Consider the following 14,604-nt stretch of genomic DNA (forward strand, 5'->3'; position numbering starts at 1 on the left):
TCGCTTCTTCCAGCCCGGCGTCACGGCGGACGGCGATCCTGTCAGCCTCACCCGGCGCCAGCGAGTGAACGAGTGGATGTCTGCCTTACGGGTGATAGATGTTGAGGAAGGTCGCCCACGTCGCACCGCCCGAGGGGGTGCCGCGTCAGTGCCGACGTCGACGTGTTCCGCCACGGATCGTCGCCGGGCCTCGCACCGTACGTACAAGGTCACGCCACGCGCGGACGATGGACCCAACATCCGACAGAAGTCCCCGGATCTGCCGAAGCAACAAGCGAGCAACACCCAGCCCCAAGACAGCGGTGCATCCCACGGCGAACCACCGCATCACACAGCCCCCTGACCTCAGGCGCTGGGCTCCCCTGGATCGGCACCGGGGTCAGTGCCCAACTGGTCGCACTGCACGCTCCTGAGCCACGGTGTGCCTGGCATCCCTGACATCAGACTGCTCGTTGCCGAGGTCGAGGTCTGTAGGGTCGAGACGACATTTCGTGGCCGTCTGGACGTGCAACTGAAGTTCGGCGGCTATATGCGACCGCAACGGCTGCGTTGAGTCTTGCTGCGTGTCATCAGGCGCAGATCATCAGGGAGGCCGTTCCGGCTCGTTGGCCAGCCCTACTGCGGCGTCGTGCCCATAGCGTGCCCATAAGAGCGGACAACCACGGTCAACAGTGGCTCCTCCGGCCCTGGCGAAGCTGTCGCGGAATCGGCGTATAGCCAGGTCAGAGGCATTGCAGTCGCCCAAGCGCCGTCGCTTCCCAAGCTGAGAGCGCGAGTTCGATTCTCGTCACCCGCTCTTTTTGAAGCCCCAGGTCAGCGGCCTGGGGCTTGTGTTTTCGTGAGGGGATGTTCAGCCGGATCGGCCTGGAAGGGCACGAAGATCGGGCACGCGGAGGGCACGAGTTCTCGATGGCTATGGCAGGCTCACCGGTACTGGCATCGAACGGAGCCTCTGACCTGCGGTTTCGATATGCCGGCCGCGTCGGCCGCACCTGCGAGCTCTCAGCCTGCGTTTCCCTCGGTACTGCAGAAGGGCGTCTTCGTGCGTCGCGGAAGCGATGATTACCGACGTCCCCTGCGGCAGCCGGGACTTCGCCGGCGAATGGCCGCATCGGAGTGGTACGTCGTCGGACAGGACCAGGATGCCTCGCGGCGGGCCGATGGTCGAACGGCGCGGACATCGCGATGGTCGAAGGGGAGGGAACGCGGCGGTGTCATGGGCGGCGGCGATATGTTCACTGTGGCGGCGAGGACCAGGTCGAGCATGCCGGCAGGGGGTCTGCCCTGGCCAAGGGCAGCCGAGACGTCGGGGAAGGGCTTGGATCGGCTGAGTGGCGCGGACCCGCGGGGTAGGCCAAGGCCGGAGGCATGGGCCGTGGTGTTGGGTCCGGTGGCCGGCCGCCGGGGGTCATCTGGCCTTCCGCCATGGGAAAGCCGCGGCGGACACGCCTGTGGCGCAGTGCCGACCGCGACGGCCGGTGCGATCCGTACCGGCAGTGACAGGCCCGGCCGGAGTGGTCGTAACGCGTTGCCCCGGAGGCGCTGTCGTGTCGGCCGTGCGGCCGGGTGCTCGGCGAGGGACCATCGGGGCACCGACGTCTCTGCGGCCTGGGGCCCCGGGCCGCGGTGCGGTTTGTGCGGCAAGGACGGCGGCGGGGTAGCCGGCCGCCGCCGCGACGGTGGGGCAGTGGCGACGGCTCTTCGGCCGTACTTCGGCGGCGGGGCCCTCAGGACCAGTTCCACACCTGGTTGACGCTGCCCGCGCATCCCCAGCCCTGTACGGGCTGGCCGTCCTGTCCGGAGGTGGGGGCATCGGCGTCGAGACAGAGGCCGTCCGGGGCGCTGACCAGCGTTCCGCCGCTGCCGAGCCGCCATCGCTGGGCACTGAGTCCGTCGCAGCTCCTGACCTGGACCTTCTGGCCGTTCTGGCCGATCGTGCCGGCGTCGGCGTCCAGGCAGAGATGGCTGCCCCGGTTGACGACGAGGTACTGGGAGTCCTGGCCGGGCACGCGATACAACGCCCACTTCTGGGCGGCCGTGGCATTGCACGCCCACACCTGGGCGTTCGACCCACGGTTGTCGAGGCATCGCGGGACCGAGTTGGCGTTGACGCTCTCCGTCACCGTGACCGAGCCGGCCCGGACGGTTCCGCGGTCCAGGGCGTACAGGAGTTTCCTGGTCTGTGTGTCGGCCTTCCCGTCGGGGGTGAGGCCGGCCTCGGTCTGGAATGCCTTCACCGCGGCGACGGTCGCCGCGTCGAACTCTCCGTCGACCGGGACATAGAGACCGTGATCGGCCAGGAGCAACTGCAGGGCCTTGACGCAGGCGCCGCCGGCCCCCGACGCGAGCTCGGCGGGGCATGCGGCGGTACGGAGGTCCGCTGTACCGGAGTCCTGGCCGGTGGGGTCCTTCGTGACCGCCGAACTCGGCGACTGCTTCACCGCCCGGTCCGCCTTCGACGGGCTGGATGTCGGTGTGTCTTTGGGTGAACTGCTGGGCGTGGCCGCCGGGTTGTCCGTCGTGATCGCCGACGCACCGGGTCCGGGGTCGGCTGTCGCGCTGGAGTGGCCCGGCGACAACAGCGCCGCGGTGACGGCCGCGGCGGCCAGGACGCCCGCCGCGGCTGCCGCGCCCACGATGAGCTTCCTGCGTTTTCCCAGAGCAGGGGTAGCAGGAGTGGCGGACGCGGCGGGGTCGGCGGGCGGGTCCACGGGCGGCGCGGAGGCGGCGGGTCGGCTGTCGCGCAAGGGCTTCTGCGGCGCGGACCGTGGTGGCCGCTCGGCCGGTGCGGGCAACTGGTGTCCGATGGCGGTCCGGAACACTGTGTCCGGTGACGGGCGGGCTTCGGGTTCCTTGCTCAGACAGGTGCGGATGAACGCGGCCAGAGAGGTATCGACAGCCGCCACCTTTTCGAGGACCTGTTCCTTCGGCGGTTCGAAGGCGACCCGGTGCAGGACGTCGACCCCCGTGCCGTCGCCGAACGGCGCGTGCCCCGTGACGGCGTAGGCGAGGGCGGAGGCCAGCGCGAAGATGTCGGAGGCGGCGGTCACCTCCTTGCCCCTGACCTGCTCCGGGGACATGAAGGCCGGCGTTCCCACGTTCTGGCCCGTGACGGTGATCGAGGTGCCGTCGGTGGCCTGGACGACACCGAAGTCGATGACCCGGGCGCCGTCGGCGGCCAGGATCACATTGGACGGCTTGAGGTCACGATGGACGATCCCCGCGCGCCAGATGGCCTCGACCGCACGCCCCAGGTCGGCCAGCAGCCGCCAGGCGGCCGGCGCGTCGATCGGTCCCCGGGCGTCGACGACTTCGGCGAGGGTGGGCCCGGGGACGTACTCGGTGGCCACCCACACCAGGTCCTCGTCGCAGCCGCTGCCGAGCAGCCGTACGATGTGCGCCCCCTGGACGCGGTCCAGTGCACCGACCTCGCGCTCGAAGCGCTTGCGGAACTGGGGGTCCTCCGCGTATTCGGGCCGGATCACCTTGACGGCGGCCAGGCCCGACCCGCCGGTGGTGTCCTGGCCCAGATAGACCCGGCCCATCCCCCCACTGCCCAGCACCGACATCAGGACGTACGGGCCGACCCGAACGGGGTCGTTCTTCCTGAGCGGGACCGGCGACGGGGGCTCCATGCCGGCCGCCGCGTAGGCGAGCGCGTCGGACCGGCGGGGTTGGGGGACAGACATGGGAATCCCGGACTCTCGCGTGACATGTGCGTCGTGTGGCGACTGATGTCGGTCAGCGTGAGAGTATCCCAACATCCTTGTGAAAAGGGCTAGTTGATGTTGGATTCAACCCCTGCTTCAACCCGTGCTGCTCCGCCCGCGACGCTTTGGTCGGCTCTTCTCCGCAGAGCTTCCTCTCCCACCCCGCGCCACTGCCTCGGTACAACGGCCGGTAGCGGCCCCCGAACCTCGGCCAAAAGAACGACGGCCGTTCGAGGACCGCCCCGCCGGTCCGGTGTCAGCCGATCCTGTCCGTGAAGCCCACCGCCAGGAAGGTCTGATGGGTGACCTTGCCCTTGCTGGCTCCCGCCGTCCACGTGAAGGTGTACTCCAGAACGGAACTCGTCTTCGGGTCGACGATCACCCGGCCGACGCTCTTGGCCTCCGCGAACTCCAGGGCGGTCCCGCTGCGCCCGGTGCTGTCCTTGACGGTCCCGACGAGTTCGACGCCCTTCAGCCCCGCCATCGCCTTGAACAGCCCTGCCCGCAGCTTCGGGCTCGCCGGGGACTCGCCGAGCAGGGTGACCGCCTGGTCGAACGGGGAGATGCTGTCGGGCCTCGGCGGAGTCTGGAGCAACTGGAGCAGCTTCGCCGGGTCCGTGGTCAGCTGGTCCAGGGACTTCCAGTCGAGGTCCTTCGGCCCCAGCTGCCAGTCGGGCCGGCGCCCCTTCTTGTACGCCTTGCCGTCGTTGACGACGTAGAAGTCCATGGACTGCGAGAGGTACGAGTCGCCGACCGTCAGGTGCGTCTTCCAGTACTTCCCCGAGGAGACCGACCGGGTGGCGGCCACCGTGGAGATGTCGTCGAGGAAGACGGACGCGGTGTCCGCGCGCGCCTCGCTCCGCGTGCCCGTGTCCGTGGGTGCCTCACCGGTGTTCGCGTACGTCACCGCGCCGGCCGCGACCGCCGCGGCGGTGAACAGGCCGACGAGGACCCGGCGGCGCCCCGACATCCCCCGCAGCGGTGCGGTCACCACAGCGCCCCGCTCGCGCTGGGCGGCGTGCCCGGCCTCCTGCACGGCCACCGCCGCCTCGATCCCCTCCAGCGCCCTGGCCAGCGCCTGTGCCGACGGCGGCTCGACCCGCCCCGCGGCCACCAGTTCATCGGCGCCGGGGAAGTCCAGCAACACCGCCCGCTCGGTCATGCCGGTCTCCTCCACGTCCTGGTTGCTCATGCCGGTCCGCTCCACGTCGTCGTACGCGCTCATGCCATGTCTCCCGTCACGCTCAGATGCTGTCCGGCGGGGCGTGTCGGCCCGAGCCGTTCGCGCAGCCGGCCCCGTGCCCGGTGCAGCCGCGAGCGGACGGTGCCCGCCGGGATGCCCACGGCGGTGGCCGCCTCGGCGGGGGTGAGCTGCTCCCAGCTGACGAGCAGCAGCACCTCGCGCTCTTCCATGGGCAGTTCGGCCAGTGCCCGGCGCAGCGCGGGGGCCAGCGCGGCCGCGTCGAGCCGCTGGTCCACCGCCTGCCAGGGATCGGTGATCTCCACAACCGGTACGGCCTCCTGCCGCCCCGCCCGCCGCAGGTGCTGGGCCAGTACGTTGCGTGCCACCCCGAACAGCCAGCCCCGCGCAGAGCCGCGCGAGGGGTCGAACGTGCGGCGCGCGGCGAACGCCTGCAACCACGCCTCGGCCAGCAGATCGTCCGCCGCGCCGGGCGAAGTAGCCGTGCAGGGCGGGCGAGAACGACTCCACCAGCGGGGTGAAGGCTGCCGCGTCCCCCGCCGCCGACCGTGTCAGCTGGGCGTCGCCGTCACGGTCGAGGGCGCCGTCGTCGCGTTCCTCGTGTTGCCGGGTATCCGGTTTCACGGAATCTCCGTCTCCGACCGCCGGACGACGGTCTCACCCTGTACTTGGCATCAAGTTACGGATGCGTTCGCGTCGCCCTCGGCGACTACGCCCACCGCATGGGGATGCGCCACCAGGACGCCCTCGCCCGAACCCGCCCAAGACCGACGGGTACGCCCGCCGCTCGGCCCACGGCCAGGAACCCGGCCCAGAACCGGGCGCGTTCACCCGGGCACGGCACCCCCGGTCGTCCTTTCGGCCGGGGCTCGGGAGTCACAACCGGCCGTTGTGCCGAGGCAGTTGAGCAGGTGGCAGAGGAGGCTCTGGGAGGAACAGCCGGTAGGGTCCGGCCGTCGAGGAATCGAAGGAGCACCTCATGAAGCGCATCGTCATAGCCCTGGCCGCCGCCACTGTGTTGGCGGCAGGCGTGGTGACGGCGTGGAACGTGTTCGACAACTCGTCGGTCGCGACCGCGGACGGAGCGGATCACACGGTTTCGCGCACGGTGGTCGAGAAGCTGGCCAAGGAGAACTACGGTATCCCCTTCGTCCAGGACGGCCCGCAGTCCGTGAGCTGCCCGAGCGGGCTGCGCGCGAAGATGGACTACACCGTGAGGTGCACCGCCGTCTTCAAGGGCGAGAGCAAGACGATGCTGATCTCCGTGACCGGAGTGCACGGCGACCGGGTGAGCTTCGACTACGGCCTGGAGAAGTGAACAGGGTTCAGCGGTCGCCGACCACGCCGCAGCGCCATGCCCAGGCCGCGATCTCCACGCGGTTCCGTGCCCCCAACTTGACCTGGATGTTGGTCAGATGGGACTTGACGGTGGAGAGCGAGACGCACAGCTCGGCGCAGAGCTCCTGATTGGTCCGTCCGTCGGCGACCAGCCGGGCCACATCCAACTCCCGTTCCGTCAGCGGGCCGGACGACACCTCGCCACCGGCGGCGGGCCGCTGTCCACCGATCCGCTTCAGGAGCCGTACGGTCACGGAGGGCGAGATCAGCGCGTCGCCGCGCGCAGCCGCCCGTACGGCCTCCACCAGCAGTCCGGGGCCGGCGTCCTTCAACAGGAACCCGCAGGCACCGTTGCTCAACGCCCCGTAGACGTAGTCGTCCTGGTCGAAGGTGGTCACGACCACCACACGCAGCGGATCGACGGCCTTCGGACCCGCGAGCAGCCGGGTCACTTCCAGCCCGTCGAGTTTCGGCATGCGGATGTCGACCAGGCACACGTCGGGGCGCAGCCTCCTGGCCAGGTCCACGCACTCCGCGCCGTCGGCCGCCTCGCCCACGACCTCGATGCCGGGCTGTGCCTGGAGAATCAACCGGAAGCCTGTGCGGACCATTTCCTGGTCGTCGGCTATCAGGACGCTGACGGCAGGTCCGTTGCCGATGGCGTTGGTCATGCGGGGGATCCTGCCACAGCGCCGCGCAGCGGGAACTCCGCCGTCAGTCTCCAGCCGCCGTCCTCGGCCCGGCTCGCGTGGAGCGTGCCGCCGACGGCCTCGGCGCGTTCGGTCAGCCCGATGAGACCGAGGCCGCCGCGCCCGCCGAGCGGTTCGGCGTTCGGCGCCACCGGCCGGGGCGATGGTGCGTTGTGCACCTCGACCCGAAGCCGCCGGGCAGCCACGCGATCGCCGCTGTCGCCGTGAGTGCCGTGATCGCCGGCATCGTCCGACAGGGCGACCCGTACGGAGACGGACGGTGATCCCGGCGCGTGGCGGCGTACGTTCGTCAGCGCCTCGCGCACGACGTTGCGCACGGAGGTCTCCACCTCGGGGGCCGGCCGCGCCTGCCGGGCCTCGGCCGCGACCTGGAGGGTGGCGGGGGCGTCACGTTCGGAGAACGTGGCGACCAGTTCGCCCAGTTCGGCGTAGAGCTCCCCCGGCCGTACCGCCCGGGTGCTGTCGTCGCGCAGCACGCGCACCAGCTTGCGCATCGACTGCAGGGTCTCGCCCCCGGCCCGCTCGATGCCGCGCAGCAGCGGATCCACCTGCTCAGGCGCGATCTCGCGGATCGCCTGGGCCGCCTGGGCCTGGACGACGATGCCCGTGACGTGGTGGGCGACGAAGTCATGCAGTTCGCGGGCGAGTTCCAGACGTTCGTTCTGACGCGTCTCGGTGACGGCACGGCTCCGGCGCTCGTCGAGGCTGCGGAGGTAGGAACCGATGCCCACGGCGCCGCCCGTGAAGAAGATCAGGAGGAACGAGAAGTAGACGTTGCCGCTCTCGTCGTCCATCCGCATCGGGGCCGCGATCACGGCGGAGGCGAGTGCGGTGCCCAGCGTGGCGGACAGCCAGGGTTTCGGTACGTCTCTCGTGGTGCGCACCAGCAGAAGCAGCAGGCACACCGTTTCCAGCAGGCCCCAGCCGACCGGCAGCGACGACGTCACGGACGTGAAGAAGACCAGCGTCACCGTCCAGGAGACGAGCACCGCGGCACCCGCGCCCCAGGCCGGCGCGAGACGCCTGCCGGGCAGCAGCAGCGCGACGGCCGCCACGAGGCCCGGTGCCAGCCTCCCCCACGCGCCGCCGCCGTCGAGTCCGGCGCCGGACGCGACGCCGGCCACGTCGACCACCCACAACAGCGCCATGACCACCCCCAGTGCGGCGAGGGCGGTGCGGTGGGGCAGCGGGGAGTTCCGGGGGTGATCGTCTGTGTCTCTCGCGTCTCGCACATCCCGCAGCGTATGGGCGGCCCCCGTCGTACGGCCTCGGCCGAAAGGACGACGCGGCGGCTCCGAACCGGTCGGCCGACCGAGGTGACGGGCCTTGCCGGAAGCGGATGTTGGACCACATGAACAACACCTCTTCGCCGCCCGTGCTGAGCGGCATCGGACTGACCAAGTCCTTTGGGCCCACCGGATCCACCCGCGCGCTCGACGGCGTGGACGTCGCCGTGCGGGCGGGCGAGTCGCTGGCCGTGATGGGGCCCTCCGGGTCCGGCAAGTCGACGTTGCTGCACTGCCTCGCGAACATCGAGCGCCCGGACAGCGGTCAGGTGCTGCTGAACGGCGAGCGCATCGACCAGTTGCACGAGCCGCACCGCAGCGAGCTGCGCCGTACCCGCTTCGGGTTCGTCTTCCAGTTCGGGCAGTTGCTGCCCGAACTGCCGGCCGTGGAGAACGTGGCGCTCCCGCTGATGCTCGGCGGTACCGCGCGCCGCGAGGCGGAGCGGCGCGCGCGCCAGTGGTTCGCGCCGCTGGGCCTGGCGGGCAAGGAGGACAGCCGTCCCGGCCAGTTGTCCGGCGGGCAGGCCCAACGGGTGGCGCTCGCAAGGGCGTTGGTCGCGGGCGCCCAGGTCGTCTTCGCCGACGAGCCGACGGGAGCGCTCGACCAGGCCACCGGACAGGACGTGATCCGAATGCTGACGGAGGTCACCAGGAGGCAGAACACGGCGTTGGTCGTGGTCACCCACGACCGGGCGGTGGCCCGCTGGTGCGACCGTACGGTGCAGGTGCGGGACGGGCGGATCGTGCGGGAGGCGGGCGCGGACGCGGGGGCAGCGGCGGAGGCGGATGCTGACGCGGGACCGGCCGGAACCGGCGTAACGGCCGATGTGCCGTCCGCCGTGACCGGCGGAGTCGTGCGATGAGGACTGCGAGGCCCCTGGACCGCACCACCTGGACACTGACCTGGCGGCTGCTCCGCGGCGGCGGCCGGCTCGGCCGGCTCGGCGCCGGGCTGTCCGCCGCCGCCGTGGCGATCTCCACCACCCTGCTGCTCCTGTGCGTCGGCGCCAACCTCGGCTTCGGCTCACGCGCCGCGCACGCCGACTGGCGCACCCCTGTCAAGGCCGGGCTCGCGCGCGCGGTGGCCGTCGAGGCGGTGGGCACCACCTTCATCGGCGGTGAGCCCGTGACCGTCGTCGACGTCGCGGCGTTGCCGGGCCGGAGCGGCGAGGCGCCCGCGCCTCCCGGTATGCCGCGCTTCCCGAAGCCGGGCGAGGTATGGACCTCGCCCGCGCTCGGCAGGCTGCCCGGCGGCAGGAGCACGACCGGCACGCTCGGCCGCGCCGCGCTGGTCGACCCCGGCGAGAAGGTGGCCGTCGTCGGGTATCGCGCCGATGACCCGGCGATGACGGTGAAGCGCGGCACCGACCCGCGCCGTCCGGGGGACATCGTCACGCCCACGCCCGTCACGGACTTCGCGGGGAAGCGCACGGTGGACGGCCTCGGTGCGCAGTACCAGGCGCTGGTGAAGATCGCCACGGCCCTGCTGATCGTGCCGCTGCTCGTGCTCGGCGCGTCCTCGGCCAGGCTGTCCGTCTCCCGTCGCGACACCCGGCTGGCCACGTTGCGGCTGCTGGGCGCCGCGCCGGGCCGGATCGCGGGGATCGCGGTGGCCGAGGCGGCGCTGACCGGCACAGTAGGGGCCGTCGCGGGCGCGCTGGGCTATGCGGTGCTGCTGCCGCTCGCGGCCGAGGTCCCCCTGGCGGGCGGCAGTTGGTACGTCTCCGATCTCTGGGTCGGTACGGGAGTCCTGCTCGCCGTACTCGCCGGCGTGGTGCTGATGGTGGCGGCCAGCGCGCTGGCGGGGCTACGGCAGGTGGTCGTGGGCCCGCTCGGAGTCGTACGCCGCTCGCGCACCCCCCGTCTGAAGGCCGTACGCGCACTGCTGTTCGTCGCCGTACTGGCCGGCTACGGGCTGCTGTCCAAGGGCAGGTCGATGGACATCGACGCGGTGGTCTACTGCTGCGCCGCCGTCTTCGCCGCACTGTCCGTCATCGGTCCCTGGGTGGTCGGGGTACTCGGCGCTCTCGTCGCCGGGTCGGCGCGGCGACCGGCGACGCTCCTCGCGGGGCGCCGCCTGCTCGACGACCCCAAGTCCGGGTGGCGCGCGGTGTCGGCGCTGACCCTGGCGGCCTTCGTGGCCGGTTTCTTCGCGCTGTTCAGCCTCGGCGGCGGCTCACCGTGGGGCAGGGCGGACCAGCTCGCACTGTCCGTGCCGAAGGAGCGCGTCGCCGCCGTACGGCAGCAGGCCACCGCGCGCCTGGAGCGCGCGGGCATCCACGCCACCGTCGGCGCGAACGACGACTGGGTCGCCACCGGTGCGGGGAGCGGGGGCGAGCGTCAAGTCATCGCGACCGTCGAGGACGTGAGCCGACTGGACGCGGCGCGCGCCGCACTCACCGGCCTCGTGCCCGGCCAGTACCCGCTCACGGGCCCGGACGTCGACTGGCAGTCGCGCCAGTTCGACCGCGACTTCCACCTCGTGACACTGGCCGTGCTCGGTGCGAGCTTCGCCATCGCCATCGCCTCCACGGCCATCACGGCCGCCTCCTCCGTCCTGGACCGCCGCCGCACGTACGGCCTGCTGCACCTCGCGGGCACGCCGTTGCGGGTCCTCGACACGGCCAGGCGTACGGAGTCGGTGCTGCCGGCCGCCGTGCTCGCGGGCGGCGCGGTGCTCACGGGGCTGTTCTGCGCGGCGCCGCTGACGCTCGCCGGGGGCGCCCCGCACCTTGACGGCCGTAGCGCCCTGCTCCTCGCCGGTTGCCTGGCGCTGGGCTTCGCGGGTCTGGCCGGCGCGAGCGCGGCGAGCCGCCCGCTGCTGCGCACGGTCGCGGGAGAAGCGGGCCCGCGCCCGGACTAGCCGGAGCCGCGCCGCCGACCTCGACCTCGCCGACCGGTTGTGACGGTCGTCCATGAACTCCTTGAACACCTTCAATTCCTTGTCGCAAGAAGGTTCCCCGCGCCATGCGCACCAAGCTTGATGCCATCTCCCTCACCGCCGTGCTGGTGACCGTCGGCGCGTTCTCCGCGACCGCGCCGCTCACCGCGTTCGCCACCGGCTCCGCGCTCGCGCTGGCGCTCGGCCGCAACGCGCTGGGGCTCCTGACCCTCGGACCGGTGGTCGCGCTGATCCGCCGACGCGAGTTCAGGAAGGTCTTCCGCGGCGAGCGCTTCCTTGTGCGCAAGGAGCAACGCCGAGGCGCTCTCCTGGGTGCTCTCGCCGGTACGGCACTGGCCGCGCACTTCGCCACCTTCATGTCCAGCACCCGGATGACCAGCGTCGCCATGGCGACCGCCCTGGTCGCCACCCAGCCCGTCTGGCAGGCCCTCATCTCGACGCTCCAGGGCCACCGGCTGCCCCGCGCGACCTGGGCCGGCCTAGGCGTCTCGGTGGCGGGTGCGGCGATCGCCAGCGGTATGGACGGGCGGGCGGGCACCGAAGCGCTTGTCGGTGACGCGCTCGCCCTCGCGGGCGCGATCGCACTCGCCGGCTACACGGCGCTCAGCGAGCAGACCCGCCCCGATGTCAGCACGATGGTGTACTCGGTGCTGTGTTCCTCGGTGTGCACGGTGGAGCTGCTGATCCTCTGTCTCGTCACCGGAACGCCTCTGTTCGCCTTCGACGCCGGCACCTGGCTCGCCCTGCTGGGTCTGCTGCTCTTTCCTCAGCTGCTCGGCCTGTTCTCCCTCAATTTCGTCCTCGGCCGGGCGCCGGCCACTGCGGTGAGCATCTTGCTGCTGCTGGAGGCGCCCATGGCCGCGTCCATCGCCTGGCTGTGGCTCGGCCAGCTGCCCACCGCGACAGCGTGGCCGGGACTGCTCATGATCATGCTGGGAGTGACCGCGGTGGTGGTCGCGGACGCGCGGCGCGCGGATCCGGCGAGGGACACCGTCGCGGACATGGACACCACCGGCGAGGTACGTGGTCTCGTCGCCTTTCCGCAGCACCCACTCCTCGCCCTGAACCGCATACCCGGTGGCGACATCCACGCCTTCCTGTGGCGTGAAGCGCACAGGGGACGCTTCAGAGCGGTCGAGGCCACCATAAGAAGGCTGGAGAACGAGGCCGTCCGCGTCCACGGCGCCAAGTCCGCCGAGGCCACGCACTGGATCGAGGTACGCGCCGTCGTCGCCCGTATCGCCGCGGACCACGCTCTCTCCGCCCGGCTGTGGCTGACCGCCGCCCGGTTCCACGCCTCCCCGCCGCGCCGGGATCTCCCCAGCACGCGCGCCTGCCTCGACCACGCCTACCGGGAGTGGTGCGGTGTGACGGACGAAGACGTCATCAACGAACTGGCCTCAGCTCTACAGGCGTTGTGCCGAAAGGATCCGTACTACAGCACGGAGATGCTTGCCACCCTGGACAGACGCCTGCTGCACAAGACCGCTCACTCCCGTCAGGAGTGAGCGTCATGACGCCGCACGAAGCCGAGCGGCCTCGTGCCGCAGCGCCCCCACGGTGGCCGTCACCTCGGGAGAGCGGTCGTGGGCCGTGACGGCGACGACGGCGCGGCCGAGCCAGGCGGGGTCGTCGACGTGGACGATGCGGACTCCGGTGGGGACCGCGGCCGCGGCGACTTCGGGGAGTACGGCGATGCCGAGACCGGCGGCGACAAGGCCGAGGCGAGTGGGCCATTCGCGGGCGGCGTAGACGATCCGCGGGTGGTCGAGGGTCGGCCAGGCACCGAACTGGGGGTCGTCACGGAGGCCCTTGCCGACGATCCAGGGTTCGTCCCTCAGCTCGGTCACCGGGATGGTCCCGCGGCCGGCGAACCGGTGGTCGGCCGGGACGGCCAGCAGAAGGCCGCCGTCGAGGAGCAGGTCGCGGCGCAGCCCCTCGACGTCGTAGGCGGGCAGGTCCGGTCCCATGGCGATCACCGCGATGTCGATGCGGTGGGCGCGGAGCTGGCGAAGCTGCGTGGGGGAGGACGCCTCGCCGAACTCGACGATCAGACCCGGGTGGTCGTTTCCGAGGCGGGCCAGTGTCCTCGGGACGAGCACGGCGGCGGCCGAGGGGAACGCCGCGATGGCGACCCGTCCGGTGACGTGGTCCTGAAGTCCGGCGAGGTCTGTGCTGACGGCGTCGATCTCGTTCAGCGCCGTCGTGGCTCGGCGGGCGAGGATCATGCCCGCGGGCGAGGGGGCCACTCCGCGGGCGCCACGGACGAACAGCGGTGTGCCCGCGGCTGCTTCCATCGCCGCCACCTGACGGGACACCGCTGACTGGGTGTATCCGAGTGCGTCGGCCGCCGCGGTGAACGATCCGGTGTCGACCACTGCCTGGACGACGCGGAGACCGGTGAGGGTGAAGTCGGCCATGCCTCCACCCTGACACATTCCGCAATCGCATGTCTTCTATGAAAGACCTTCGCTGGTGGAATACCTGGATCGGCAACACGATGGAGGGGCAACAGCAGGCAAGCCGCAAGTCGCACGCAGGGAGTACCGGTCATGGTGAAGACGTGGTTCATCACGGGCAGTTCCAGGGGGTTCGGCCGCGAGTGGACCGAAGCGGCGCTCGAACGCGGCGATCACGTCGCGGCGACAGCTCGGGACGTCAGCCTGCTGACCCCTCTGGTCGAGCGGTACGGGGACGCGGTACTGCCGGTCCGGCTCGACGTCACCGACCGCGCCGCGGTGCATGAGGCGGTGCGGCTCGCCCACGCGTATTTCGGTTCGCTGGACATCGCGGTCAACAACGCCGGGTACGGGCATTTCGGCATGGTCGAGGAGCTGAACGAGGACGACCTCCGGGCTCAGATGGAGACCAACTTCTTCGGCGCGGTGTGGGTCACGCAGGCCGTGCTGCCCTTCATGCGGTCGCAACGAACGGGAAGGATCCTCCAGGTGACCAGCGAGGGAGGCGTACGCGCATTTCCCGGCATCGGCGCGTACCACGCCTCCAAATGGGCTCTCGAAGGGCTGTCGGAGTCCCTGGCGCAGGAAGTGGCGGCCTTCGGCATCCACATCACCAACGTCGAGCCCGGTCCCTATGCCACGGACTGGCTGGCCCGCGGGGCACGGCACAGTGAGCCACACCAGGACTACACCGAAGTCCGCGCGGCCACCGCACCGGATTTCGAGGTCGGCGACCCGCGCGCGACCCGCGACGCCATTCTTCGGATCGTCGATGCGGACCAGCCTCCACTGAGGATCTTCCTCGGCAAGTCCTTCACCGATGTCGCCGGTCTTTACGAGGAGCGTCTGAACACCTGGCGCCAGTGGGAGCCGGTCTCCCTGGCCGCTTTCGGGTGAGCACACGGGTGTGCATCTGCGATCCGCCATGTCCGAGACGTCCCGCACCCGCAGGCCCAGCACCGCAACGGAGCGGTCGAGCCCCCGCACACCGTCCCCGT

The 14,604-nt window shown here is 71.2% G+C and carries 11 protein-coding genes; 5 read left to right on the forward strand and 6 right to left on the reverse strand.

From position 1 onward, the window contains the following. Positions 1 to 1,727: 1,727 nt before the first annotated feature. The 3 genes from ACGF5O_RS19240 to ACGF5O_RS19250 form a co-directional block, all read right to left on the reverse strand. Complete coding sequence (locus ACGF5O_RS19240; RefSeq protein WP_393811043.1) at positions 1,728 to 3,689, reverse strand: protein kinase; 1,962 nt, start codon at positions 3,687 to 3,689, stop codon at positions 1,728 to 1,730. A gap of 277 nt (positions 3,690 to 3,966) precedes the next feature. Then, the gene (locus tag ACGF5O_RS19245) at positions 3,967 to 4,935 is read right to left on the reverse strand and encodes a hypothetical protein (RefSeq protein WP_393811044.1); all 969 of its coding nucleotides are present in this window, start codon (positions 4,933 to 4,935) and stop codon (positions 3,967 to 3,969) included. Further along, entirely contained in the window at positions 4,932 to 5,348 is a 417-nt protein-coding gene (locus ACGF5O_RS19250; protein ID WP_393811045.1) for an RNA polymerase sigma factor, read from the reverse strand. Before ACGF5O_RS19250 ends, ACGF5O_RS19245 begins: the two co-directional genes overlap by 4 nt. 542 nt (positions 5,349 to 5,890) lie before the next feature. Between ACGF5O_RS19250 and ACGF5O_RS19255 the strand changes: the two genes are divergently transcribed. Continuing rightward, positions 5,891 to 6,229, forward strand: coding sequence for a DUF4333 domain-containing protein (locus ACGF5O_RS19255; protein WP_393811046.1), 339 nt, complete (start codon positions 5,891 to 5,893; stop codon positions 6,227 to 6,229). 7 nt (positions 6,230 to 6,236) lie between these two features. Here ACGF5O_RS19255 and ACGF5O_RS19260 read toward each other — a convergent pair whose 3' ends face one another. Both ACGF5O_RS19260 and ACGF5O_RS19265 read right to left on the reverse strand, forming a co-directional pair. Then, positions 6,237 to 6,920: a response regulator gene (locus ACGF5O_RS19260; RefSeq protein ID WP_393811047.1), complete on the reverse strand. Its 684-nt coding sequence runs from the start codon at positions 6,918 to 6,920 to the stop codon at positions 6,237 to 6,239. Continuing rightward, positions 6,917 to 8,191 carry a sensor histidine kinase gene (locus ACGF5O_RS19265; protein WP_393811048.1) on the reverse strand — a complete coding sequence of 425 codons (1,275 nt, stop codon included), beginning with the start codon at positions 8,189 to 8,191 and terminating at the stop codon, positions 6,917 to 6,919. Before ACGF5O_RS19265 ends, ACGF5O_RS19260 begins: the two co-directional genes overlap by 4 nt. Positions 8,192 to 8,310: 119 nt before the next feature. Here ACGF5O_RS19265 and ACGF5O_RS19270 point away from each other — a divergent pair, with 119 nt between their 5' ends. The 3 genes from ACGF5O_RS19270 to ACGF5O_RS19280 all read left to right on the forward strand — a co-directional run bounded on the left by ACGF5O_RS19270 (position 8,311) and on the right by ACGF5O_RS19280 (position 12,655). Next, the gene (locus ACGF5O_RS19270) at positions 8,311 to 9,108 is read left to right on the forward strand and encodes an ABC transporter ATP-binding protein (protein WP_393811049.1); all 798 of its coding nucleotides are present in this window, start codon (positions 8,311 to 8,313) and stop codon (positions 9,106 to 9,108) included. Further along, on the forward strand, positions 9,105 to 11,108 hold the full coding sequence (locus ACGF5O_RS19275; RefSeq protein WP_393811050.1) for an FtsX-like permease family protein: 2,004 nt from the start codon (positions 9,105 to 9,107) through the stop codon (positions 11,106 to 11,108). Before ACGF5O_RS19270 ends, ACGF5O_RS19275 begins: the two co-directional genes overlap by 4 nt. A 104-nt stretch (positions 11,109 to 11,212) precedes the next feature. Further along, entirely contained in the window at positions 11,213 to 12,655 is a 1,443-nt protein-coding gene (locus tag ACGF5O_RS19280; RefSeq protein WP_393811051.1) for a DMT family transporter, read from the forward strand. 3 nt (positions 12,656 to 12,658) lie between these two features. Here ACGF5O_RS19280 and ACGF5O_RS19285 read toward each other — a convergent pair whose 3' ends face one another. Next, positions 12,659 to 13,567 (reverse strand): LysR family transcriptional regulator, encoded by a 909-nt coding sequence (locus ACGF5O_RS19285; RefSeq protein WP_393811052.1) that lies wholly within the window; start codon positions 13,565 to 13,567, stop codon positions 12,659 to 12,661. Between the two features lie 132 nt (positions 13,568 to 13,699). Here ACGF5O_RS19285 and ACGF5O_RS19290 point away from each other — a divergent pair, with 132 nt between their 5' ends. Beyond that, positions 13,700 to 14,503: an SDR family NAD(P)-dependent oxidoreductase gene (locus ACGF5O_RS19290; RefSeq protein ID WP_393811053.1), complete on the forward strand. Its 804-nt coding sequence runs from the start codon at positions 13,700 to 13,702 to the stop codon at positions 14,501 to 14,503. The last annotated feature ends 101 nt before the right edge of the window (positions 14,504 to 14,604 follow it).

The organism is Streptomyces sp. NPDC048291, from assembly GCF_043201715.1.
Classification (GTDB): domain Bacteria; phylum Actinomycetota; class Actinomycetes; order Streptomycetales; family Streptomycetaceae; genus Streptomyces.

What these genes read in the sequence shown, in the direction of transcription:
- ACGF5O_RS19270 (WP_393811049.1), top strand. Translation starts at nt 8,311, where the DNA reads ATGAACAACACCTCTTCGCCGCCCGTGCTGAGCGGCATCGGACTGACC.
- ACGF5O_RS19290 (WP_393811053.1), top strand. Translation starts at nt 13,700, where the DNA reads ATGGTGAAGACGTGGTTCATCACGGGCAGTTCCAGGGGGTTCGGCCGC.
- ACGF5O_RS19260 (WP_393811047.1), bottom strand. Translation starts at nt 6,920, where the DNA reads ATGACCAACGCCATCGGCAACGGACCTGCCGTCAGCGTCCTGATAGCC.
- ACGF5O_RS19255 (WP_393811046.1), top strand. Translation starts at nt 5,891, where the DNA reads ATGAAGCGCATCGTCATAGCCCTGGCCGCCGCCACTGTGTTGGCGGCA.
- ACGF5O_RS19285 (WP_393811052.1), bottom strand. Translation starts at nt 13,567, where the DNA reads ATGGCCGACTTCACCCTCACCGGTCTCCGCGTCGTCCAGGCAGTGGTC.
- ACGF5O_RS19275 (WP_393811050.1), top strand. Translation starts at nt 9,105, where the DNA reads ATGAGGACTGCGAGGCCCCTGGACCGCACCACCTGGACACTGACCTGG.
- ACGF5O_RS19245 (WP_393811044.1), bottom strand. Translation starts at nt 4,935, where the DNA reads ATGAGCGCGTACGACGACGTGGAGCGGACCGGCATGAGCAACCAGGAC.
- ACGF5O_RS19280 (WP_393811051.1), top strand. Translation starts at nt 11,213, where the DNA reads ATGCGCACCAAGCTTGATGCCATCTCCCTCACCGCCGTGCTGGTGACC.
- ACGF5O_RS19240 (WP_393811043.1), bottom strand. Translation starts at nt 3,689, where the DNA reads ATGTCTGTCCCCCAACCCCGCCGGTCCGACGCGCTCGCCTACGCGGCG.